The following is a 23945-nucleotide window of genomic DNA, read 5'->3' on the forward strand; positions in this document are numbered from 1 at the left end:
GACGCCTGAACGGTTTTCAAGATAGCGGTTATTAACTCTCACGTTAATAACCGCTTGTACATTCTACCCCTGAGCACCACGGATATTAATTTCTACACGACGGTTCATCGCTCTACCCGCTTCCGTTGCATTATCCGCCACCGGATATCGCTCGCCATAACCATGTGTGCTAATTCTCGTTGCTTTAATACCACCACCGGCTAAATAATTAGCTACGCTCGCTGCACGCTTTTCAGACAATGTTTGGTTATATTCAAAAGATCCAGAGCTATCGGTAAAGCCATCTACACTCAACGCGGTTTCATTAAACTTCTGTAACACTTTAATTACAGAATTTAAAACAGGTTGAAAATCACTCGCTAATGCAAAGGAGTTAGTCGCAAACGTGATATGACCCGGCATGATTAGTCGAATCTCATCACCTACACGCTCAACACCCACACCGGTGCCGTCTAGCTCTTGGCGTAACTGCATTTCTTGCTGATCCATGTAGTAGCCAATACCGCCACCCGTACTGCCGCCTACCAGTGCGCCAATCACGGCACCTTTACCACGGTCTTTTTTACTTGATACCGCCGCACCCAGTACAGCCCCGGCAACAGCGCCTATTCCTGCGCCTTTGGTAGCATTACTCGTTTTCTCTTCACGCGTATATGGATCTAGCGTCGTACAGCCCGTGACCAATGTGGCAGCAGCTAAAGCAAATGCAATTTTTTTCATGAAACCTCCGATCAGTATTTTTATCAACGTGTATTCATGACAAACAGCGGTTAAGGCTCGCTGACTCAATTGAGTTCAGCATATTCCAAAAAAGGGGCAACCTTAAATACCTAGAATAAGTCTATCAGGAGTATTTTTATTCATCACGTATTAAATAAGTGACGCTTTTGACACTAAAATATCAATTAAGGTTCAGGGAAACACTGCTATTCTCTGGTCAGCTTTACTATGTGCCGATACAATATGCGGTCTATTGTTAACTATTAGTTATGTATAAGACTCAGCCGAGGACTTTTCTTTGTCACATTTACCCCTCATCGTCGGTTTCGGTGGTGTAAACCCCGCTGGTCGTAGCTCATTTCATCATGCCTACCGCCGTCTGATTCTTGATCACCTAGACGCGAAGAGCAAACAAGAAACGCTACTCAGCCTTGCCACACTTATGGGTTTGGCCCACTACGAATCCGGAAGCTACACCAACGCTGACGGTGACGTTCAGCCGCTTGAGACTTTATTAGATACTTTATTACAACAAATATTGGACCACACGCTGATTCGCCGAATAGAGCCGGCAAGCTTCAATGTAGATCAAGTGATGTTTAATAAAGCCGCGACACTCAAAAACGATGGCGAAATTCACTTTGTACTCAAAAAACGCCAATTGCCTCAACATATTCCTCCTAACTGGACATTGAGCCAGTTGAACGCTACTGAGGTCAGCGTCGCTGTTGTCGGGGATATTGAAGCTATTTTACCTGACGTCAAAACGGCACAGGTTCAATCAGCTGGCCAACTTCCCAGTGGTTTTAAGCCCGATGCTCTGTATCAATCGCGCAACCACCCTCGCAACTTGCAAATGACAGTCTTCTCCGCCTCTGACGCTTTAATGTCGACCGGCATTCATTTTGACGAGGTAATGCGACATGTCGCTCCGGATCAAGTGGCGGTTTATGCAAGCAACTCGATTGGTCAGTTAGATGATCTAGGCTTTGGAGGCTTAACCAAGTATCCCGCCTTAGGTAAGCGTACATCGTCCAAGCAGATGCCATTAGGTTATGCCCAAATGCCAGCGGACTTTGTTAATGCGTACATGCTAGGCAACGTAGGCTCAACCGGTGGCGCTCTCGGTGCCTGTGCGACTTTCCTGTACAATCTACGCAACGCTGTAGAAGATATCCGTAGCGGTAAGCGTAAAGTGGTTCTAGTGGGCGGAAGCGATGCTCCAGTGATTCCAGAAGTCATTGAAGGCTTCAGAGCAATGGGCGCACTGGCAGAAGATAAAGACCTACTAGCGCTTGACCACCTAGACCAACTTAGCGATGCCGATTACCGAAAAGCTTGTCGTCCTTTTGCTAACAACTGCGGCTTTACCATTGGCGAGTCCAGCCAATTTATTATGCTAATGAGCGATGACCTTGCAATCGAACTCGGCGCTGACATCTATGGCGTTGTACCCGATGTTTTTGTGAACGCCGATGGCCACAAAAAATCGATTTCAGCGCCAGGTATAGGCAACTATGTCACCTTAGGAAAGGCGGCCTCTCTCATTAAAACATTGCTAGGCGAAGAGTCTCTCCAACAGCGTTCTTATGTGCAAGCACATGGAACTAGCACCCCTCAGAACCGGGTGACAGAATCACATGTTATAAACGAAACCGCTAAAGCGTTTGGTATTAATAAGTGGCCGGTCACTGCTATTAAGTGCTTCTTAGGACACTCGCAAGGTACAGCTGGCGGTGACCAGCTTACGTTATCACTGGGCACCTGGTCTTATGGGTACATTCCCGGCATAACAACCACTACAGCAATTGCCGATGATGTCTATCAAAGTAACTTAGCCTTGTTAACCGAGCACACTTACGTTGGCAAAGAAGGCATGGATAGTGTCATTTTAAACTCCAAAGGCTTTGGCGGTAATAATGCCAGCGCTCCGGTTATTGCCCCACACATTGCAGAACAATGGTTAGCTAACAAGTATGACAGCGAGACCATAGCTCAGTGGAAAACAAAACGTGAGAAAACGCGCGAACGAGCAAGCGAGTACGACCTAGCAGCCATGCGCGGTGAATCACGCCCCATCTATCTTTACGATAATAATGTACTGACGGGCTATGATCTCGACATCAGCGCCACTCAAATTAAGCTACCGGGCTATGCGCGTGCCATAGACTTAACGCTGGATAACCCATTTGGGGACTTCACCGACAAAAAATAGAGCCTGGTTTAGACCCCAGGCGCATTTTAGGCGGTACGCGTGTTAGTTAAAGCTCCTTAGGGAGCTTTTTTATTGCGTTGATACCCAAGGTACGCTCCACATTAGCCGTGGTAAAACGCGCTATATCATCGACTGACTGTCCCCTGAGCTGTGCTAGTTGCTGCGCCACCTTAACTAGCTGAGCCGGGGTATTACGTTGACCTTGATAGCCCGACAAAGGCATATCAGGAGAGTCTGTCTCCAGCACGATACAGGTATCAGGAAGCGCCGCTGCCATTTTGCGCACTTTATTGGCACGCGGGTAAGTTATGCTGCCTCCTAACCCCAAACAAAAGCCTAGTTCAATATAGCGTTCGGCCTGCTGCACACTGCCGGTAAAGGCATGAACAATACCGCCACAACTAAACCGATAATCACGCAGCAGCTTTGTCATTTCTTCATGCGCCTTACGCACATGAAGAATAACCGGCAATTGATACTGGCAAGCAAGCGATAATTGAGCCAAAAAAAGATCAACTTGCGCGGCTTTATTCGTCTCAGGAAGGTAAAAGTCCAGCCCAATTTCTCCCACAGCACACACGTTTTGCGTCACAAGCAAGGCTTCTAATTGATCAAGATGCGCCGGTTCATGCTCATCCATAAAATACGGATGCAGCCCTAAAGCGAACGAGAAGGTAGTTGTTTGGCGAGCGAGGGAAATAAGAGATTCAAACCGTGCGGCTGTTGTGCCAGGTATGATGAAATGATGGATACCTAAGGCTGCACACTCGTTGACGATTAAGTCTCGATCAGCATCAAAATCGGAAAAGTCTAAATGACAGTGGCTATCGATTAGCATGCCTACTGCCATTTAGACCTCCTTAAGCGTATATAAGCTTAGAAATTAGTGCTCACGCGTAGCGCGGAATTGAATATCAGGCCAACGCTCTTGCGTCAGACTTAAATTTACACGGGTTGGCGCTAGATATGTCAGCAAACCGCCCCCATCAACCGATAAGTTCTCGTAACCTTTTTTACGGAAGTCTTCAATCATACGGTTATCGTCACACTCAACCCAGCGGGCCGTTTGAACAGATACAGGCTCGTACATACAGTCAACCTTATACTCATCCTGCAAACGGAACATAACCACTTCAAACTGCAACTGACCAACCGCCCCTAAGACCAAATCATTGTTCTTAAGCGGCTGAAATAACTGTACAGCGCCCTCTTCCGACAATTGCTGTAAACCTTTTTGCAATTGCTTCATCTTCAGGGGATCTTTAGGGCGCACACGACGGAACATTTCCGGCGCAAAGTGCGGAATACCCGTAAATTTAAGATCTTCGCCCTCAGTGAACGTATCACCAATCTGGATAGTACCGTGGTTATGCAAACCGATAATATCGCCAGACCAAGCCTCTTCGACGTTTTCACGATCGCCTGCAAGGAAGGTAACCGCGTCAGCGATCTTCACCTCTTTCCCCACACGGGTATGCTTCATTTTCATACCGCGGCTGTATTTGCCTGAGCACACACGCATGAAAGCAATACGGTCACGGTGTTTTGGGTCCATGTTGGCTTGGATTTTAAAAATAAAGCCCGAGAACTTCTCTTCATCAGCCTCTACTTCACGTGTTACCGTGGCACGGGCGATAGGCGCCGGTGCCCACTTAACAAAGTCGTCCAGCATTTCACGTACACCAAAGTTGCCTAAGGCCGTACCAAAGAACACGGGCGTTTGTTTTCCTGCCAAAAATGCATCGACATCAAACTCGTGAGTAGCGCCTTTAACTAGCTCTATTTCTTCAACAAAATCTTCATAGCTATCGCCGAGCAAAGCACGCGCCTCATCCGAATCTAACCCCTGAATACGTACATCTTCAGGAACGACAGCGTTCTGGCCCGCCTTATACACATGGATAGTATCCGTGTAGAGGTTATAAACCCCTTTGAAGAAGGTGCTCATCCCAATAGGCCAGTTAATAGGCGCGGCCTCGATTTTCAACACTTCTTCAATCTCATCGAACAGGTCAATTGGATCGCGGATATCACGGTCCATTTTGTTCACAAATGAGAAAATAGGTGTATCGCGCAAACGACATACGTCCATCAGCTTAATTGTGCGTTCCTCGACACCTTTCGCACCATCCACCACCATCAACGCTGAGTCTACAGCGGTTAACGTACGGTAAGTATCTTCCGAGAAATCTTCGTGTCCCGGTGTGTCCAACAGATTTACTACACGCTCATTCCAATGAAACTGCATAACCGAAGACGTTATGGATATCCCCCGGTCTTGCTCCATCGTCATCCAGTCTGACGTTGCATGACGATCACTTTTTTTACCTTTAACTGTGCCGGCTTTTTGAATCAAGTTGCCCAGCAACAAGAGCTTTTCAGTAATCGTCGTTTTACCCGCATCGGGGTGAGAAATAATCGCAAACGTGCGGCGCTTCGCCACTTCGCGCTGGACTTGGGAGTTTGACATGGATTTAGTATCTTCTCGTTAAACGCGGATTTGTAACACTATCGAGGATAAGCTGTTTGGCCACTCACAGCACAAATCTGCCTGTTAATCATAATTGGCGGCTATTTTCGCTGATCTAGCGTTTATACACAATCAATGGTTAATAATCAGCTATCATTTGCTCTGCCTTCAGCCCGTTCGAAACGGATTCTTCACTCACTGTTGATAAGCTAACTTACGGCCCTATCTCGAATTTATCCACGCCACAGAAGTAAGTTGCCCAAACCCATTTTAGGGTTGTAACTCAAATGGCTTACGCGTAGCTCTCCTTAAATGACCCCGCCATTGGCCCGCAACACTTGTCCATTGACCCAGCCGCTATCTGGATTCGCCAAAAAAGAGACGACTGACGCAATATCATCTGGCGTTCCAATCCGTTCAAGCGGGCTCATTTTCGCCATACGTTCAACGAGTTCATCAGGCTTACCTTTTAAGAATAGCTCTGTAGCCGTAGGCCCGGGCGCAACAGCATTGACTGTGATGTTTTTACCACGCATCTCCTTCGCCATAATGGCCGTTAGTGTTTCAACCGCTGCTTTCGTTGCCGCATAAACACCGTAGTTTTCAAGTTTGAGGCCGACAACACTGCTCGAAAAGTTAATCACTCTTCCACCCTTGTTAAGCCTTGTTGAGGCCTCACGCATGGTGTTGATTGTCCCCTTGAGATTAATATCTATTTGTTTGTCTACGTGTTGAATATCAGCTTTAGCAAGTGGCTTAAGCTCCATTACCCCGGCATTATTCACCAACACATCGACTTTACCTAATGTGGACTCGACATGATCAAACATCGCTTGCACCAACACTGCATCTGACACATCGGCTTGATAAGGTAAGGCTATACCGCCTGATTGAGTAATGTGGTTAACGACTTCCTTTGCGGCATCTTCTCTGCCCGCATAATTCACTACTACCGCAAAACCATCTTTCGCTAGGCGTTTAGCGATGCTTGCGCCGATTCCGCGCGATGCACCAGTGACTAACGCTACTTTATTAGACATTGACATGTTTCCTCCTCAATTATCACTCTTGAAAAACATCGCATTAAAAGTAACACTTTTTTAATACCGAATAATCATCCAATATTCGACAACACTATCCGAATTTTGAGAACAATCATGGACAGAATCGACGCTATGCGCATATTCACTAGAGTACTGGAAAGGCAAAGTTTTACGCAGGCAGCCGAGGACTTGAATCTAGCCCGCTCAACGGTGACAGATGCGGTAAAGAGGCTCGAACAAAGAATCGGAGTTATGCTGCTTGAGCGAACAACAAGACAAGTCACTCCAACAGTAGATGGCGAAGCATTCTACCAACGGTGTTTATCAATAATTCAAGAAGTAGAAGATACCGAAACTGCTTTTTCGGCCGTCAAACCCAAAGGCACCTTACGAGTCGATGTTCATGGAACGCTAGCTCGCCATTTTCTCATATCTAAGCTACCCCAATTTTTATCTGAATACCCCGACATCGAACTGTATATGAGCGAAGGAGACAGAATTTCTGATGTGATTCGTGAAGGAATAGATTGCGCCATTCGAGTTGGGAACGTAAAAGCAGAAGACCTCGTGTCAAAAAAAATCACCCTTTTAGATGAGGTAACCGTCGCTTCGCCTGAATATTTAGCAAAATTTGGTACCCCAACAAATGTGGAGGACTTGAGAAAACATCGAATGATAGGCTTTAGAGCCACAGGAAGCAGCATGCCTTTACCTCTAGAGTTTGTCATAGATGGCAAAGTTCACAACGTTTCCCCTAAAGTTTCGATAGTAGTCAACGCAGCCGAAACACTCGTAGCTGCCGCAAAAGAAGGGCTAGGGATAATCCAAGTTCCGCGTTATCACATTAAAAAGGATCTAGCATCAGGCGCTTTAACCAGCATATTAGATTCAACCCCTCCAACCCCCTCTCCAGTATCCATTCTGTATCCGCGAAACAGAAAATATTCACCTAGAGTTAAAGTTTTTATAGAGTGGTTAGACGTCGCTTTCGATATGAGTCATCCATCAAAGCTTGGCTAAAACCGACCACCAACAAAACCGCAGGTACCCTAACACAATATGGGGCACCTACAGTTGCTAGTGGCTGCTTATTACCCTTTAGGTGACCAAGCAAACTTTTCGAACACCTTATCAACGGGTGTTTCAGCTAAGTGGTTGGTGTAGTTACTCATTACTTTTTGAGATAACCCCAAAATGATCTCTAAAATTTGGCGGTTGCCGTAACCTGCATCGTAGAAGTTCTGAATTTCTTCTTCACTTAAATGACCACGGTTGCGCGTCAAAGCTAACGTGGTGTCATGAAGCGCCTGCAGTTTTGGTGTTGGCATCGGTTCACGGTTACGCAATGCTTCGGTTAGCGCAGGATCCACCTTCATCATGTTGGCTATACCGGTGTGCGCAGGAACACAATACGTGCACTCATGCTCAACATTAATAGTCTGCCACACGACCGTGAGCTCCTCTGCATCAAACGACGAATCCATAAACAACTTATGGACTACTTGATAAGCTTCTAGCAAGCTAGGTGATTCGGCCATAACTCCATGCAAACCGGGCACTCGACCGTTAGCTTTAAACGATTTTTCTACAAACTCTTTACTGTCTTCTGGCGCTGATTCGAGCGTATGGATAGTGAACTTACTCATTACAAATCTCCTGTTCGTGTACATATTACATTGAGAAATCACGTTATCCCAACGAAGTGATGAGACTATAAATCAAAATGAACGATCGTTCAATATATATTTGAACGATCGATCAAATATATATTGACGCGATCTTTTTTCAACCACGGCCACATTGAAAACAGGGGATTTTTTGAGACTTACTCGACAAACAGCCAGAGTGATTGCTCGCCGAGGACCAAATAGGCTATTTGATTAATGGAATGGGTAGTGTGAAAAGATATCTTCGATCATGTGCTCAAGAGGCGCTTCACTCTGATGAATTTTGGCATAGGTCCTAAGCCCTGCTATCTGTACTTGAATACAGCGCGCTAGTTCTTGTGGGTCTTTATCCGGTGCCAATTCACCTGCTGCTTTAGCGCGGGTCAGTACGGCCGCGAATGCTGCTTCCATACGCTTAAGAGACTCTTTAGCCGCATCTAATAACTCTTGATGCTCAGACGTTAATTCCGCCACGGTTTTAGCCAGCATGCACATGCCGTTTGGAGCACAGCATTGGGATTCAATGACTATGTTTTTCATAAAGAGTTTTAGACCGCTTAAAGGTGAAGCAACCTGCTGTTCACAGTCTTGCAAGTTGGCCAAACCAATCTCGGTATAACGCGCCAACGCTTCCTTAAAGAGTGCTTCCTTACTACCAAAAGCGGCATAAATACTGCCGGGGCGCATATCGACCACGTCTTGTAAATTACGCATAGAGGTCGCATGGAAGCCTTTTTCCCAATACAGATCTTTCGCTTTATCGATAACCTGCTGGCGATCAAATTTTGCCGTCTTACTCATCAGACACTCGTATACTTGTATTAACTTTCTAGCAATTTTATATTGAGCGGTCGTTCAAATCTAGTTATATTGAATAAGCTACCTGTACAAATATAAGAACTGACATCAAGGTTCATCGAGAGGCCAGCATGAAAACAACTCTAGCTTTTGACGTTTACGGTACTTTAATCGATACACAAGGTGTTTTAACACAACTACAGGCTTGGGTAGGTGATGATGCAAATGCCCTGAGTTTGTCATGGCGAAATAAGCAACTTGAATACTCCTTTCGCCGCGGACTGATGCAGGATTACCAACCCTTTTCGGTCTGTACTCGTGATGCACTTAACTATGCATGCTCATTACATAAAGTTGTATTAACTCATGAACAAAAAGACGCGCTTCTACAAAGTTACTTAACACTGCCTGCCTTTGATGATGTAGCGGTGGCTTTAGATCAACTCAGCCGATCAGGGTTACGGCTGTTTGCTTTTTCTAATGGCGAACGCAGTGCTGTTGAATCATTACTAAGCCATGCCCACATTGAGCAATACTTTGAAGGTGTGGTCAGTTGTGATGATATCAAAACGTTTAAACCTAACCCTGCTGTCTACAAGCACTTAACAAACGAAACTCACTCATTAACGAATGAAACATGGTTGGTTTCCAGCAATCCATTTGATGTTTTAGGTGCAATGTCCTCAGGACTTAAGTCAGCATGGGTCTGTCGCTCCGAAGCCTCTATTTTTGATCCATGGGGTCAAGCCCCCACAGAAACGATAGCCGATTTATTGGGCCTTACCGCCCTGTTTGATCGACAACAATAAATACCCATTCACCTAAACCCTTTTTAGCAAGCTATTAAGGGTAAAAACTACTTCGCTGTTAAAGACAGTTGTGGACGGTTAACTACGCACTCCCAATCGCTAGTCACTACCACCAGTACAATGCACTTACTGCCTGCTTTGCTCATTTCAAGCGTCGATGTTTCCAGCTGACTAAAAATAAACAAAGTTTTTTAAACAAATACCGCCTCTGCTAGATCTACTGATTTGTTTAAAACAGAAAGTATCCCTTCCTCTTTTTCCTTTTATTTCAAAGGTTCAGGTTTTAAGACCTTTAATTTACGGCCGGGCACTGCCCAATACCTACAAAATGCATTGCATTTGATCATCGGGATTATCACAAATCTGTCATGTTTGAATCATAAGCTACGCACATCACTGGCACATACCCAGTAACTAAGACAGTTTTATGAGGAGAAGATCGTGAGTTTCAGTAAATTTTTGAAGAAATCTGCCACTGTTATTTGTGCAGCAGGTGTTGTGCTTTCTTTCCAAGCCAGTGCCGATGTCAAATTGATTGGGTCGGGCGCGAGCTTCCCATTCCCACTGTATTCAAAGTGGTTTAAAGACTTTAGTAAAGAAACCGATGGCGTGCGTATCGATTACCAAGCCAAAGGTAGTGGTGCGGGTATTCAAGACTTCATTAACGGAACTGTCGACTTTGCCGCTAGTGACGCAGCCATGAAAGATAAAGAAATAGAGCAGGTAAAGGACGGTGCTGTTCTACTGCCAATGACGGCGGGTGAAGTTGTTCTGGCTTATAACTTGGAAGGCGTTGGCGAGCTTAAACTACCACGTAATGTTTACCCTGAAATTTTTGCAGGCAACATCACTATGTGGAACGACCCTGCTATCGCAGCAGCCAACCCTGGTGTAGAACTACCAAACGAAGCCATTACAGTCGTCGTGCGCTCAGACTCTTCTGGTACCACCTATGTTTTTACAGGCCACTTATCAGAAATCAACAGTCACTTTAAAGACAAGATTGGTCAAGCAAAATCTCCACAATGGCCAAATAGCGCTAAGTTTGTAAAAGCGCCTAAAAATGATGGCATTACTGCAACTATCAAACAAACACCTGGAGCTATCGGTTACATTGAGTACGGCTACGCTAAGCTCACCAACGCCAAAACCGCCATGCTAGAAAACAAAGCGGGTCACTTTGTCGCTCCGGGTTCGGAATCAGGTGCTGCTGCATTGGCTAGTGCTGAATTCCCTACTGGTAACCTGCCAAACAGTGATGTTCCCAACCTAATTGCTTGGGTCAATGACCCTGCTGGTGATGAAGCCTACCCAATTGCCTCTTTCACATGGTTACTGCTTTACAAAAACCAAGATGACGAAAAAGCAAAAGTGTTACGTGACCTTATTGAATACTGCTTAACAGAAGGCCAAAAAAGCGCTGATGCATTGGGCTATATCCCATTACCAGAGAACGTTATCGCCAAAGTACGTGAAGCGGCAAAACTGGTTCAATAATAACCCGACTGCTCACAACAAGCCCAAACGGATTACCCATTCTTGTTCGAGCTTGGAAGCGTAGTGAACAAACACCTCTGGTACGACGCAACGTACCAGAGGTATTAGTAAGACGGATGAGGTATTCTCAATGTCGCAAAACCCTTTCGCACATTTGGCTAATGCCAGCCCCATATCAGCACCCCCTTCAAGCGCCGATTACACAGCCGATAGATTGTTCCGTAGCATCGCCATATCCAGCGCATCTTTAATTGTTATTTTAGTCGCTTTCATTTTATGGCAAATAGGTGGGGAAGCAGTTCCAGCCTTTAAACTACACGGCTTTGGTTTTGTAACAGGCACACAGTGGAACACTAACACCGGAACCTTTGGTGTTCTTCCAGAAATTTGGGGCACATTGTATAGCTCCTTCCTTGCTTTAATTATGGGTGGCTTACTCGGTGTAGCAATTGCCATATTCTTAACGCAAGACTTTATTCACGCCCGTTTTGCGGTTGTTTTCAGAACAATAGTCGAGCTATTAGCGGCAATTCCATCGGTGGTTTATGGCTTGTGGGGTATTTATGTTCTGATCCCAATGCTACGTCCCATAGCCGATTGGTTACACGAGCACTTTGGCTTTTTACCGTTTTTTAGCACCGACCTAAGTGGACCTGGCTTAGCACCTGCTTCACTGGTCTTAGCCATTATGATTTTGCCGACTGTCGCGGCTATTTCCGTCGACTCTTTTCGTCGCATTCCTTACAAAGTTAAAGAGGCTGCCTACGGAATGGGCACCACAAAGTGGGAAGCTATTCTCAAGGTCATGTTGCCTACGGCATCTTCCGGCATTTTAGCCGCCTTGGTATTAGGTTTTGGCCGTGCATTAGGCGAAACCATGGCCTTGGCGATGTTAATTGGCAACAGTAACCAAATTAGCTTATCGCTTTTCTCTCCGGCGAATACTCTGGCCTCATTACTCGCGTCAAACTTCCCAGAAGCCGGTGGTATCGAAGTAGAAGCGCTGATGTATGCCGCTATGGTTCTACTAGCCATTACCTTCATCGTTAACGTGATTGGACTCGCCATCCAGCAATACACCGTTCGTAAGTTTGAGGGCAAAAAATGAAAGATGTAGATTTAAAAGCGCCCAGCATAGCTCCAACTTTACCGACACTTGAGCGCGAAATGTTTGAGCCCCGTGCGCTTAAGAATGGGTTATTGACGGGATTAACCTGGTTTGCGGCAATTGTGGCAAGTGTACCGTTATTCTCGGTTATCTTTATGCTCATCATGGAAGGTGGCTCGCGGCTGGACTGGGAAGCACTTACTGAACTGCCACCTACCGCATTCGAAACAGGCGGAGGCTTTGGTAACGCCATCTTGGGAACACTTGTGATGGTTGGCATCGCCAGCTTAATCAGTGTACCTATTGGTCTGTTAGCCGCCGTTTACATGTCCATTTTGGGACCAACGAGTAAATTGTCCATCACGGCGCGCTTTTTATCAAAAACGCTCACTGGCTTCCCATCGATTTTGGCAGGCGTATTCACCTACAGTGTATTGGTCATTACGTTTGGCTATTCCGCTTTAGCCGGTGGTATTGCCCTCTCCGTTCTAATGCTACCCACGGTCGTCTTAGCGGCGGAAGAAGCGATGCGCCAAGTTCCACAACGCATGAAAGATGCAGCATTTGGCATGGGTTGTACGCGTACCCAAGTTATTATGAAAGTAGTACTACCAACCGGTTTACCGGGCATTATTACCGGTGTGCTATTAGCTGTTGCAGGTGCTGCGGGTGAGTCAGCGCCGCTGCTCTTTACTGCTTTGTTCAGTAACTACTACCTATCAGAAGTGATGGAGCCAACGGCTTCTCTTTCTATTTTAATTTATAACTTCTCCGCGATGCCGTTTGATAATCAGATTCAACTCGCTTGGGCTGCCTCTTTGACACTTGTTTTGATTGTACTAGTGATCAACATTTTAGCTCGACTCATCGGCCAACCTAAGGTTTAACCAAAGGACTTTATTATGAGCGTAACAGCTATGCGTTTAGCAGAAGAATCAGTCGCCGCTAACCACCAACGTGCGTCAGCTTTTGTCCCGCAAGGTGAGGTCGTAATCGACTGTAATATCGACAAAATTTTTTACGGTGATTTCTTAGCCGTCAATAGCAGCTCGGTTCCGATTGAAAAGAAAAAGATCACTGGATTCATCGGGCCTTCGGGTTGTGGTAAAAGTACCGTATTGCGCAGCCTCAACCGCATGAACGACCTAATTAGCAGTTTCCGATTAGAAGGACAGGTCAACTACCACGGCAAAGATATCTATGCAAAACAGGTCGACCCCGTGATTGTCCGTCGTTATATCGGCATGGTGTTCCAGCAACCAAACCCGTTTTCAATGAGCATCTACGATAACGTTGCGTTTGGCTTACGTTTAAATCGCTTCAAAGGTGACGTAGACGAACGTGTCCAACAAGCCCTTGAACGTGCCGCACTATGGAACGAAGTTAAAGACAAACTCAAAAATAGCGGCTTATCGTTGTCCGGTGGTCAGCAGCAGCGTCTTTGTATCGCTCGTGCGATTGCAACAGAGCCTGATGTGCTTTTAATGGACGAACCTTGCTCAGCGTTAGACCCTATCGCCACAAGACAAGTTGAAGAGCTAATGCTACAACTTAAAGAGCGCTATACGGTTGCGATGGTGACACATAATATGCAACAAGCTATGCGTGTAGCTGACACAACCTGCTTTTTTGGTGTCGACCTGTCTAAAGGCGGGCGCACAGGCTACCTCGTAGAAATGGGTGAGACTCGCCAAGTATTTGAGGACCCAGTAGCAGAGCTAACCAAGCAATACGTCTCTGGTGAATTCAGCTAAGCCTATAGCCCACGCTAATCACCAACAGCTTCATAACAAATCGGTACAGTGACTGTTATTAGGTTACTGTGCCGATTTTTCCCATACCGCAGCCATGGAAATACACTGGATGGCCTCCCTTTCACTAGACATGGTAGAGATTCAACATACGCTGGAGAATGTCCAGCAACAATACTACTCGATCATTACCATGCTGGACGCTCGAATAGCACCCATGGATGACCTAGTTATCGACAACTTATTAGCCGGATATGAGCTAATTGACCAGTTTGTTAACGAAGGTATCGACCTATTTTCATTGGGTTATTCAACACATATTTTAGAGATCAATAATACGGTCCTATTTGGTCCCGCAAACGGCAAAGATCGTCAACATTACACCCAGCAACTTAAAGCAAGTGAAAAATATTTCTATGAAAAGTCGAGCGGTGGCATTCAAGACCTTATCGAATATCACCAGCAAACTCACTTTAGTGATGCGTTTACGGAAGCCGCTGCTGTGTATATTCGAACCCTTGCACAGCCTCAGCTATTTGTAGAAGGCAATCATAGGACTGGGGTACTGCTGATGAGCTATATATTGCTGCGCAATGGATTCCCTCCCTTTGTCTTATCTGCAGACAATGCAAAGCACTACTTCGAAGCGCCGCCTATCAGTAAGATAAAACGGCACAGCCTCACCATGCTGATCAAGCGCTCACAACTTAACCGTTTTATTGCCTCATTATTAAAAAAAGAAGCGTCAAAAGCCCACCATTATTTTTTGGATAAATCCAAAGCAACGCACATAACGGATAAGAAGGGACGTTTTTATGGATAAGCGACACGATGCTACTTCGTTTGCAGATGACCACTTAACGCCATTGGACAAAACCGAACAGTTCTATCAAAACTTGCTATCGCATTATGCGAATGGCGATGATAAAGAGTTAAGAGCCGCCTCCAAACTATTATTGGTGGCACTTGAAAAATTTCAGTGTCATGGTGGGCCTGCTTGGTACGCACTGATTTACGAATACATCAATATTGCCATCCACGAGCCTGAAAAGTTTGAGCTCATTTTGCAGCAAAACCGAAGTAGCACGCATTAGCAAAACAAGCCTTTGAATCTAGGATATAACGTAATACAAGTCTCATTAAATCGTCATCCAAAGGCATTACGATTGCGGCTAAAAATAACCCTAGGGACATCATTATGAAAGCTACTATTTTACCCTTATGCGCCTCGGTCATTGCGACTTTGTTGAGTATTCCTACTCTGGCTGCCCACCACGAAACCGCTCAAAAAGTAACTAATGTACAGGTAGGGCCACGCCCTTATTTTTTAGTTGCTGATATGGATGAAGGACCTCTCAAGGATAAACTGGCGTCCTGTGCTAATAGTCCGATGCAATCGAGTGATTTTTCCATTGGACATCGCGGTGCACCAATGCAGTTTCCCGAGCACACAAAAGAGTCTTACGAAGCGGCCGCTCGAATGGGAGCAGGAATTATAGAATGTGATGTCACGTTCACCAGCGACCAAGCACTGGTGTGCCGTCATTCACAATGCGACCTTCACACCACCACCAACATTCTAGAAACGCCTCTTGCAAGCAAGTGCTCTGTGCCGTTTCAACCCGCGCAATTTGGTAGCGACGGTAAGATGACTCAAGCGGCAAATGTCCAATGCTGCACGAGTGACATCACTTTGGCTGAATTCAAAACACTCAAAGGGAAAATGGACGCAGGTAATCCTAATGCACGAACAATCGCAGAATATCTAGATGCTACACCAAACTGGCGTACCGACCGCTACAGTAGCCAAGGAAGCTTGATGACGCATGCACAGAGTATAGAGCTCTTTAAATCATTAGGCGTAAAGATGACTCCCGAGCTGAAGTCTGCCAGCGTCGACATGCCATTTAATGGTTTTACTCAAGAAGCATACGCGCAAAAAATGCTCGATGAATACAAAGCCGCAGGTGTCGACCCATCTGACGTTTGGCCTCAATCTTTTAATCTAGATGACGTGAAGTACTGGATTAAAAATGAGCCTGAGTTTGCTAAACAAGGGGTGTACCTAGATGATCGATATGATATCGAAGGCTTTGACTTTCGAAACCCAGATAGCTGGTCTCCATCCATGGAGGAGTTGGTAGAATCAGGTGTTGCCGTCATTGCCCCCCCATTATGGATGCTGGTTGATGTCGAAAATGACAGCGACGGCAAAGCGGTCATTGTACCGTCAACATACGCCAAGGCGGCGAAAGACGCAGGCTTAAAAATTATTGCCTGGTCACTTGAACGCTCCGGTCAACTTACCGAAGGTGGTGGTTGGTACTACAGCTCGCTGAATACCATTAACCCTAATACTCAAGTCAACAATCCAATCGCCATTAACAATGAAGGCGATGTAATGACATTAGTCGATGTGCTTGCGCAAGACGTTGGGGTTATCGGAATTTTCTCCGACTGGCCAGCAACAGTCACCTATTATGCAAGCTGCATGAACAAATAAGTACACGCACCAGAGCATCACTAAAAAGCCCAGACATGTAGCAACATATCTGGGCTTTTTTTACTCTCAAATACAGTTAGGTTTCTAACCCTGGCACCCAGCTGGCCGGCATAGCACTGAAGCCAGAAAGTGTTTCGTTCGCTTTTTGCGTATCAAGCATATCCGCCAACAGAATTCGCTGTTCATCAATAAACATAACGGCTGTTTGTGCTTGCTTACCACTGTGGATGTCTTGGTAAGGTGCCGAAAAAACAACTCGGCTGTGTAAATCACTAGCCCCTAGCAGCTCAAAGAAATAAGGACGCCAGCTCCAGTTCGAACCTTTAGGAGCCTCATTAATAATCCATCCCCGATCACTATTTTCGAAGTTAGGCGACACCTGATTACCAGACAGATCGCAAATATAAAAGCGTAAAAAATGTTCGCTAGGTACAAATTGAATCAACTCTTCATCGCTGGGCGTTGTGCGTAACACTTCACGTAAGCCTAGCAACTCACCTTTGGCTTTTTCTGCCCGCCAATGATTTCTGGCCACCAGCTCAGTCGCCATATCCCGATAGTAATTGAGCAGTTCAGAAGCTTTCTCAACGGTGGACTCTGGATCCAACATGTTTTGCTGGGCAGGCGAGAACAAAAAACCTTGTGTACACACGGCTTGGCAGCTTAGCGCCAGAAAGAAGTCATCCTCCGTTTCAACCCCTTTACACATAACCTTACAACCCAAGCGCGAAGCAATCATACTGAGTTGTTGGACAAGCGAGACTCCTCGCCCAGCACCGGCCCCTTCGCGCAAATGCTGTATATTCAGTTTAACGTAATCAGGCTTTAATACGGCAATGCGATCTAGCTGAGAATAACCATTTCCAAAATCATCTAAGGCAACCTGCATACCTAACTCTCGGTAGCGGTTTACCAACTGTTCCAACAAATGAAGGTCCCCTTCAGACTCGGTTATTTCTATAATAACCCGTGCAGGATCAACACCTGCTTCTTCAACCATTTCAAGAGTCGGCAATGCATCCAGAGTATCTAAATGCTGTATCCATTCAGGAGAAATATTAATACTAATGAAGGTGTTAGGCGGTAGCAGATGTAACTGCTCCATTGTTTGTCGGCGTATACTCCGGTCCCATTCAATACGCTCAAGAATAGGCACCAACTGATCAGTAAAACTATCTCCAGCAGACACTATTTTGCCGCCTGGCTCTGTTGTCCGAGCCAATGCTTCGTAACCGGCTATGCGCCCGGTAGCTGTTTCAATAATTGGCTGATAAAAAGGGAAACGTTGCGATGCCATGGTCAATTCCTAATACGTAATAGACTCAATTAACTCCAGTATACCTCATTAACTCGCTTGTTTATCCTGGTACATTTTCTGGTCGGCGATCTCAATCAGCTCTGTGGCACTTAAACCTTCGACGGGATAAATGGCCATACCTAAACTGCACCCAATGCGCTCTTCTACCCCCTTGATTTTAAATGAATAGCTAAATATTGAGCGTATCTTATCGCGTATTTTCAATAATTCATGCTGATGATTAACGTCAGTTACCATCACCACAAACTCATCTCCCGCAAAGCGGGCAACCGTGTCGACTTCCCTAACAACATGCAGTAATCGGTCAGCCACTGTTTTTAATAGCTCATCCCCTGACGTGTGGCCCAGAGTGTCATTCACGCTCTTGAACTTATTTAAATCTAAGAAAAAAACACCCAATAACTGACCCGTTCGGCGCGTACGCAATACCTCTAACTCTAAACGATCAAAGAAAGCACGTCGATTAACTAATCCAGTCAGCGGATCATGGTTAGCTAAATGTGCTAAGCGTTGCTGTTCTTCCGCATGCTTACTGATGTCTGTCACCGTAATAATTGTTAGTGACTCATCCTCAAATTTAAATGGACGTGTTGTTAAATCGATACGAAAAGTATCGCCGTTTCGGCGGCTCCCCATCGTTTCGCCATTCGTTTTACGAATCAAGTTTTCAACGCCGATAGACATGAACAAATGAGCAGGATACCCAAATAACTCTTGGCTCATCCGATTAGCCATTACCACTCTTTTTCGGCTATCAATAACAATCATGGCAGAAGAAGCATTATCTAGAAGCGCAAGAAAGCTACTCAACTGCCTGCTAGACTGCTTAGCACGCTGAAAGAACATACGCACAATAACAAAAAAATTAATCAGTGCTAGCGCAAAAGCAGCACCTTGAACTCGCCTAATCAGCTGTGTTTTTTGCTGAGACAGTATCTCCATACGGCTTGTTAATTGATTCATTGCCGCCAGTAAAGGCCTGTTTACTTCAACAGCCACTCGGGCTGCCTCACCAATTGTTGATGGAGAAGGAGCCGCCTGAAGTTGGTTAATCGACGAAGAGAGAGGAAGGAATAAACTCATCGCTTTCTGGATGACCTCAGAAGCCTCCGGATCAAGGGTGCGTGAAAACGGTTTGACTATTCCACTGCCGTCAATGACATAACCGCCATTCAGAAAGCCATCCAATGTCGTAGAAAAAAGATGCCTAGCGTTATAAAGCTCTTGCCGAGTTTCTAATGAAGGTGTTTCGTACTGATTGGCTTTAATCTCTAATAGTGTTTTAGCCATTTGCTGGGATAACATGCGCTGGCGACCCGCCACATTAATCGCCAATGCATTCTGTTCAACATGCTGCGTTAGCCACACATTGATAGCCAGAATGGAGCAATCCAGAAAAATAAACAAGGTAATTGCAAAGAGCAAAGCCGTTGGCTTTCCTGCGTTACGTTTGATTAGCTGCCGATCCATCGTCGCCATTATAATTAACTTCTTGCTTTACAACCTTATAACGATCAGGTTGTTACTTGAGCTAAAAAGCACCCATGTGACGAATTAACCACATGATCTACCCACTTTATTCGTTAAGCTTCCATTCACTGCTTACCACTAACTTTAGACCAGCTCACGTGCAAAGCCCAATCTAAAATAACTAAAAAATGGGTCTTTCTGCCGAAATATGAAGCGATATATCCACTATTAATGATCGAGTACCAACCGGTAGATAGCGGATACAGGGCCATCACTCGAAAAATAGACCTCTCCTTTTGGGCTCACAGCCACTCCAACAGGGCGGGACCAGCGTTGTCCATCAACCTCTTGAAAGCCAGTCACCCACTCCACAACTGCTGGTTTTTTTTCCTCATCGAATATAACCAATGACAAGTTCGGCGGTCGCTTAGATGCCCGCCCTTCTCCGGCTTTAACAGCCCAGGAACCATGTAAGGCAACAACAGCATTTCCGGCTAACCGAGCATCCGCGTGATTAGACGGGATAAACTCAATGGCCATAGGTGCGTTACGTGAAGGAAACATAGCAACGGGTAGCGTAACAGCATCTATATCCATAGGAGGCTTATTGGTACGGCATGAATCACGAACAACCTTACCATCGATTACTTGATACCAAGGCATGCCATGAAAAGACCCTTCACTCAACGCCGCTAATTGTTCTTCAGGTTGATCATATCCCCAATGGTCTGGCCCGTTATTAGTAGCAAACAGTTCGCCTTGGTCGTTCCAAGCGAAGCCAACAGGGTTACGTAGCCCTGTCGAATAGGGCCTTAATTGCATTGATTTTCCTTTCTCTTCAACAACGAAAAGACCTCCACGTCGCTGCTCAAACGGGTAACCGGCTCCCATAAACTGATCACTGCAGTTACCGCTAATACCGAGGCTGATATACAACTTACCATCATGACCTTGCTTGACGGTACGACTGCTATGGCCGTTACCCGCAGGCAGGTCAAGAACCCGCTGTACATTCACTAATTGTTTACCATTGATGCCTTCAGCTCGATACAAGGCTTCGGTAGATGCAATAAATAACTTACCCTCGCGTACCGTCAAGCTGTGTGGATAACGAAAGCTTGGAGTTAGTTTTTGTACTCGGGTATAAGGCGGCACTAAACGATACACATAGCCGCTTTGAGATCCTGCAAACAGATCGCCATTATCAGCAAAGGTAAGAAATCTCGGTTGCGACAGATCAGTGGTTACCAGCTCAAGCCGATACCCCGGCGGGACATTCACGCTTACACGCTTCCCTGCTACCGTCAGGGACTGCGGCTGTAATGCAAAAGTACTGGCCTGCCCTGTTTGAGCTAAACTGGCGGCTATCATAATCAAACACACGCTAAAACGAGAAGTGCTTCGGGGTTTACGCATGGCGAAAGTATTCACCCAATATCTTAAACTGTCTTTGGTCATTACGCCTCCTGCTAAATGGGCACGTGAACATCCCGCACGACAAAAATGCTCTTTACAATATTAGTCGCTATCCAGGGCCGGCCTCATGAGTAATTATATTAAGGTAAGCCTTCATAATAATGTTCGATAGATTTGGGCTTACTAAAGAAATACCCCTGCCCTTGCTCACACCCCAATGATTGTAAAATAGCACACTGACTAGGGGTTTCTATCCCTTCTGCTACAACCGTTAACTCTAACGTGTGAGCCATCGAAATAAGTGTACCAACAATTTTTCGGCCGACCTCATCGGTTTCCAAGTCCATAATAAAACTTCGGTCTATTTTCAACTTATCCACAGGCAAACGCTTCAATAAAGATAAAGAGGAGTAGCCTGTACCAAAATCATCAATAGCAACATTAATACCCATAGCACGGAGCTTATCCAATGTTGCGCAAGCCTCATCTAAGCAGTCCATTAAAGCGGTCTCTGTCACTTCAACTTCCAAATATTTCGCATCTATCTCGTAATTTTCAATAAAACGCTCGATAGTCGGAACAAGCTCCGCATCCGTAAACTGCCTCGGAGATAAATTGACCGCCACCCCAAAGCGCGCGTTCCCTAAGTAGGCCGTATTCTTAATCAATAAACAGGCTTGATTAATAGCCCAATAACCCATGTGCAGCAAAATGCCGCTTTCTTCCGCAATAGCAATAAACTTATCCGGGCTTAACAGCCCGCTTTCAGGATGTTCCCAACGAATTAATGCTTCATAACTAACTACTTTCTCAGTATTTAAATTAACAATTGGCTGGTAATGTAAACGGAGCTCATCCCGTTCTAGCGCTTGGATTAGCCCTTCCTCTATCCGCAAACGATCTAACGCCGCTTGCTGCAAGGCACTATCGAAAAACTTAAAACCGCCTTTTCCTTTACGCTTAGCCGCATACATAGCGATATCTGCATTTTTAAGTAACGTGGGCACATCATCACTATCAGTAGGTATCAAGGTAATCCCGATGGAAGTAGAGATAGACAATGATTTTTTTTGTAATAGCATTGGCGCCTCAATAACTTGGATCAGCTTGTTCACCAATTGACTAATGTTATGGGTATTTGAAAAGTTAACAAACAACACCGCAAACTCATCTCCCCCTAAGCGTGCGGCAATATCACCTTTACGAATATTATTGACGATGCGTGTCGACACTTCTTCTAATAAACCATCCCCTATTTCATGCCCTAGGGAATCGTTAATACGCTTAAAGTCGTCTAAGTCCAGATACAACAAAGCTGACTGAATATTATTCCTGATGGACTTATTCACTGCATATTTTAAATGTTCAATGAGCAATCGCCGATTTGCCAAACCCGTCAGTGGGTCATAGAAAGCAAGCTGCTCTAACTCGGCAGTCTTTTCATCAACGATGAGTTTGAGCACCTCCGGTTTACGCATATAGTAATTTGCCAGAAAAGCCAACAATCCCGCAAAAGATACGCTAAGCACTCCCCCCAACACATCAATTAGCTCAACCCCATGATGAGGCTGATACACCGTCAAAAGCCAGCTAGAATTTGGCACATTAATACTGACGGTTTCACTAATCCCGTCTAGCTCAAAACCGGATTTCAAAAAAATATAAGGCGCTTTAGACACAGGATCGGTACGTGACAACTGATACCCATAGCCCTGTTCCAACAGGTCTTCAAGGTAAGCCTGTTTGAGGAGTTCTTCCAAATAGATAACGACGGAACAAAACCCCCAAAACCGGCTCCCAACCTCGGCATCCAAAAAAACAGGATAACGTCCGATAACGGCGATACCGCCCTGAACTAACTCAAAAGGGCCGGCTAACGTTAAATGACGCTCTTTAATCGCGAGTAGCGCCTCATCCCGACGCTTATCATCCCGGAGTATGTTATGACCCAACGCTTTCTCATTACCCACTAGAGGGTATATTTCAGTCACAATACCGTCAGGGGCTAACTGCAAATTAGAGATACCGCCCAGGGAGCTGATGATCTCTGATGCAAATTCATCAAAATTGTTGATGGTGCCGTTATTGCGATTAATTTCAAGCGCCATAATGCGCGTAGAAGTCAGAATATGACCTAATCGACTTTCTAAAAATCGAGCCTTAGCATTACCCAAAGCACTCATTTGCGCACGAAGATGCGCATCGGCTAACGAATGACCTAATGTGACCCCATACAAGCCGATCGCTAGCGTTAACAGGAAAACAAATGCCGTTATTAATTTACGCTGGCTATAAATACGCTGCAACGCCATTAAGCACTCTCGTTTTTATACAGTTTTATCAAAATTAATAGTCTCCTCATTAGTTATCATCAGCATAGTACAAACCTCACTACTTTGGACGCACCCAGAGGAAAAGAGTACTGAGCCAAAACCTTTATTAACAGGACTACCCAATTCTCCCTGCTAACTCATACGAAAATTTCATCAACCCCGTCTTATGAAGATAACGATCTTTCATTCTTTATGGTAAAGTTCTAACAGCTTTTCAAAAAATTAAGGATAATCTCATGAAAGGACTTCTTTCTGCTGCCTTACTACTTTCCCTTTTCAGCAGCCAGTCTTACGCACTTACCAGCCAAGAGTTTTATGACAAGTGTAATAACCTCTATCAATCTCCCGGCAAAGAAACACCACAAGATGCGGTTAACCGTGCGCTAAACGCAGGGTCTTGTTCTGGATTTGTAGGCGGTATGATCAACGGCTTTAATTTAGTGGGTAACATGTTGGGACAAAAAGGGGCGGTAAAACGTAACTTTGTCTGCCTACCTGCCGGTAAACAGTCCCAAGAGCTACTTGATGAAGTCATTGCTTACATCAAAGAGAACCCAGAGAAAGCCTCTGAGCCGGTTCAGATTAGCGTATATAACACGTTTGTGTTGGGCTACCCTTGCGAAGAGTTTGCTAATAAACCCGCAACTCAACCCTAATACGTCATCACTTTTCTGACATGATCTTCTTAACAAGAGCCTCTTATTGACGGCTCTTGTTATCTGTATGCTCCCCTCTTATCTTAGGCATCCACGCTAAGTGCCAAGCTAATCCTGCTTTCTGCTGTATCCAAGGAACTTTCGGGGTACATGTGCACTCTATGCGCTGAC

General features: G+C 45.4%; 21 protein-coding genes. 11 read left to right on the forward strand and 10 right to left on the reverse strand.

Annotated elements, in window-relative coordinates; genetic code table 11:
- Positions 1–63: 63 nt before the first annotated feature.
- Positions 64–720 (reverse strand): OmpA family protein, encoded by a 657-nt coding sequence (locus OW491_RS12420; RefSeq protein WP_075171179.1) that lies wholly within the window; start codon positions 718–720, stop codon positions 64–66.
- A 298-nt stretch (positions 721–1018) separates the two neighbouring features.
- Between OW491_RS12420 and OW491_RS12425 the strand changes: the two genes are divergently transcribed.
- Complete coding sequence (locus OW491_RS12425) at positions 1019–2935, forward strand: beta-ketoacyl synthase (protein ID WP_290036259.1); 1917 nt, start codon at positions 1019–1021, stop codon at positions 2933–2935.
- Between the two features lie 46 nt (positions 2936–2981).
- On the opposite strand, the gene OW491_RS12430 is transcribed toward OW491_RS12425, so the two are convergent.
- The 3 genes from OW491_RS12430 to OW491_RS12440 form a co-directional block, all read right to left on the reverse strand.
- Positions 2982–3785 (reverse strand): TatD family hydrolase, encoded by an 804-nt coding sequence (locus OW491_RS12430; protein WP_290036261.1) that lies wholly within the window; start codon positions 3783–3785, stop codon positions 2982–2984.
- Between the two features lie 33 nt (positions 3786–3818).
- Complete coding sequence (locus tag OW491_RS12435; RefSeq protein ID WP_075171176.1) at positions 3819–5405, reverse strand: peptide chain release factor 3; 1587 nt, start codon at positions 5403–5405, stop codon at positions 3819–3821.
- Between the two features lie 308 nt (positions 5406–5713).
- Positions 5714–6445, reverse strand: coding sequence for an SDR family oxidoreductase (locus tag OW491_RS12440; protein WP_290036262.1), 732 nt, complete (start codon positions 6443–6445; stop codon positions 5714–5716).
- A gap of 117 nt (positions 6446–6562) precedes the next feature.
- On the opposite strand from OW491_RS12440, the gene OW491_RS12445 reads away from it, so the two are divergent.
- Positions 6563–7468, forward strand: a complete 906-nt coding sequence (locus tag OW491_RS12445; RefSeq protein ID WP_290036263.1) for a LysR family transcriptional regulator — start codon at positions 6563–6565, stop codon at positions 7466–7468.
- A 71-nt stretch (positions 7469–7539) separates the two neighbouring features.
- Here the strand turns inward: OW491_RS12445 and OW491_RS12450 are convergent, their stop codons facing one another.
- Entirely contained in the window at positions 7540–8094 is a 555-nt protein-coding gene (locus OW491_RS12450; RefSeq protein WP_075171173.1) for a carboxymuconolactone decarboxylase family protein, read from the reverse strand.
- A 234-nt stretch (positions 8095–8328) separates the two neighbouring features.
- The gene (locus tag OW491_RS12455; protein WP_290036265.1) at positions 8329–8916 is read right to left on the reverse strand and encodes a TetR/AcrR family transcriptional regulator; all 588 of its coding nucleotides are present in this window, start codon (positions 8914–8916) and stop codon (positions 8329–8331) included.
- Positions 8917–9044: 128 nt separating this feature from the next.
- Here OW491_RS12455 and OW491_RS12460 point away from each other — a divergent pair, with 128 nt between their 5' ends.
- The 8 genes from OW491_RS12460 (at position 9045) to OW491_RS12495 (ending at position 16581) form a co-directional block, all read left to right on the forward strand.
- Entirely contained in the window at positions 9045–9722 is a 678-nt protein-coding gene (locus OW491_RS12460) for a haloacid dehalogenase type II (protein ID WP_290036266.1), read from the forward strand.
- Positions 9723–10163: 441 nt separating this feature from the next.
- Complete coding sequence (gene pstS, locus OW491_RS12465) at positions 10164–11219, forward strand: phosphate ABC transporter substrate-binding protein PstS (protein ID WP_290036268.1); 1056 nt, start codon at positions 10164–10166, stop codon at positions 11217–11219.
- A gap of 130 nt (positions 11220–11349) precedes the next feature.
- On the forward strand, positions 11350–12327 hold the full coding sequence (gene pstC, locus OW491_RS12470; protein WP_075171170.1) for a phosphate ABC transporter permease subunit PstC: 978 nt from the start codon (positions 11350–11352) through the stop codon (positions 12325–12327).
- The gene (gene pstA / locus OW491_RS12475) at positions 12324–13214 is read left to right on the forward strand and encodes a phosphate ABC transporter permease PstA (RefSeq protein ID WP_075171169.1); all 891 of its coding nucleotides are present in this window, start codon (positions 12324–12326) and stop codon (positions 13212–13214) included. Before pstC ends, pstA begins: the two co-directional genes overlap by 4 nt.
- A 15-nt stretch (positions 13215–13229) precedes the next feature.
- Positions 13230–14081: a phosphate ABC transporter ATP-binding protein PstB gene (pstB, locus tag OW491_RS12480; RefSeq protein ID WP_215150582.1), complete on the forward strand. Its 852-nt coding sequence runs from the start codon at positions 13230–13232 to the stop codon at positions 14079–14081.
- A gap of 109 nt (positions 14082–14190) precedes the next feature.
- On the forward strand, positions 14191–14901 hold the full coding sequence (locus OW491_RS12485) for a Fic family protein (RefSeq protein ID WP_075179125.1): 711 nt from the start codon (positions 14191–14193) through the stop codon (positions 14899–14901).
- The gene (locus OW491_RS12490) at positions 14894–15172 is read left to right on the forward strand and encodes a hypothetical protein (protein ID WP_290036273.1); all 279 of its coding nucleotides are present in this window, start codon (positions 14894–14896) and stop codon (positions 15170–15172) included. Before OW491_RS12485 ends, OW491_RS12490 begins: the two co-directional genes overlap by 8 nt.
- A gap of 104 nt (positions 15173–15276) precedes the next feature.
- Complete coding sequence (locus OW491_RS12495; RefSeq protein WP_290036274.1) at positions 15277–16581, forward strand: glycerophosphodiester phosphodiesterase family protein; 1305 nt, start codon at positions 15277–15279, stop codon at positions 16579–16581.
- Positions 16582–16657: 76 nt separating this feature from the next.
- Here OW491_RS12495 and OW491_RS12500 read toward each other — a convergent pair whose 3' ends face one another.
- The 4 genes from OW491_RS12500 to OW491_RS12515 all read right to left on the reverse strand — a co-directional run bounded on the left by OW491_RS12500 (position 16658) and on the right by OW491_RS12515 (position 23097).
- Positions 16658–17878 carry an EAL domain-containing protein gene (locus OW491_RS12500; protein WP_178967930.1) on the reverse strand — a complete coding sequence of 407 codons (1221 nt, stop codon included), beginning with the start codon at positions 17876–17878 and terminating at the stop codon, positions 16658–16660.
- Positions 17879–17926: 48 nt separating this feature from the next.
- Positions 17927–19369, reverse strand: coding sequence for a diguanylate cyclase (locus OW491_RS12505; protein ID WP_290036276.1), 1443 nt, complete (start codon positions 19367–19369; stop codon positions 17927–17929).
- Between the two features lie 228 nt (positions 19370–19597).
- Complete coding sequence (locus OW491_RS12510) at positions 19598–20827, reverse strand: sugar dehydrogenase (RefSeq protein WP_290036278.1); 1230 nt, start codon at positions 20825–20827, stop codon at positions 19598–19600.
- Positions 20828–20925: 98 nt separating this feature from the next.
- Positions 20926–23097: an EAL domain-containing protein gene (locus OW491_RS12515; RefSeq protein WP_290036279.1), complete on the reverse strand. Its 2172-nt coding sequence runs from the start codon at positions 23095–23097 to the stop codon at positions 20926–20928.
- A 257-nt stretch (positions 23098–23354) separates the two neighbouring features.
- Between OW491_RS12515 and OW491_RS12520 the strand changes: the two genes are divergently transcribed.
- Positions 23355–23774: a Rap1a/Tai family immunity protein gene (locus OW491_RS12520; protein ID WP_075171163.1), complete on the forward strand. Its 420-nt coding sequence runs from the start codon at positions 23355–23357 to the stop codon at positions 23772–23774.
- Positions 23775–23945: the final 171 nt, after the last annotated feature.

The organism is Neptunomonas sp. CHC150 (assembly GCF_030397555.1).
Lineage (GTDB): Bacteria > Pseudomonadota > Gammaproteobacteria > Pseudomonadales > Balneatricaceae > Neptunomonas > Neptunomonas phycophila.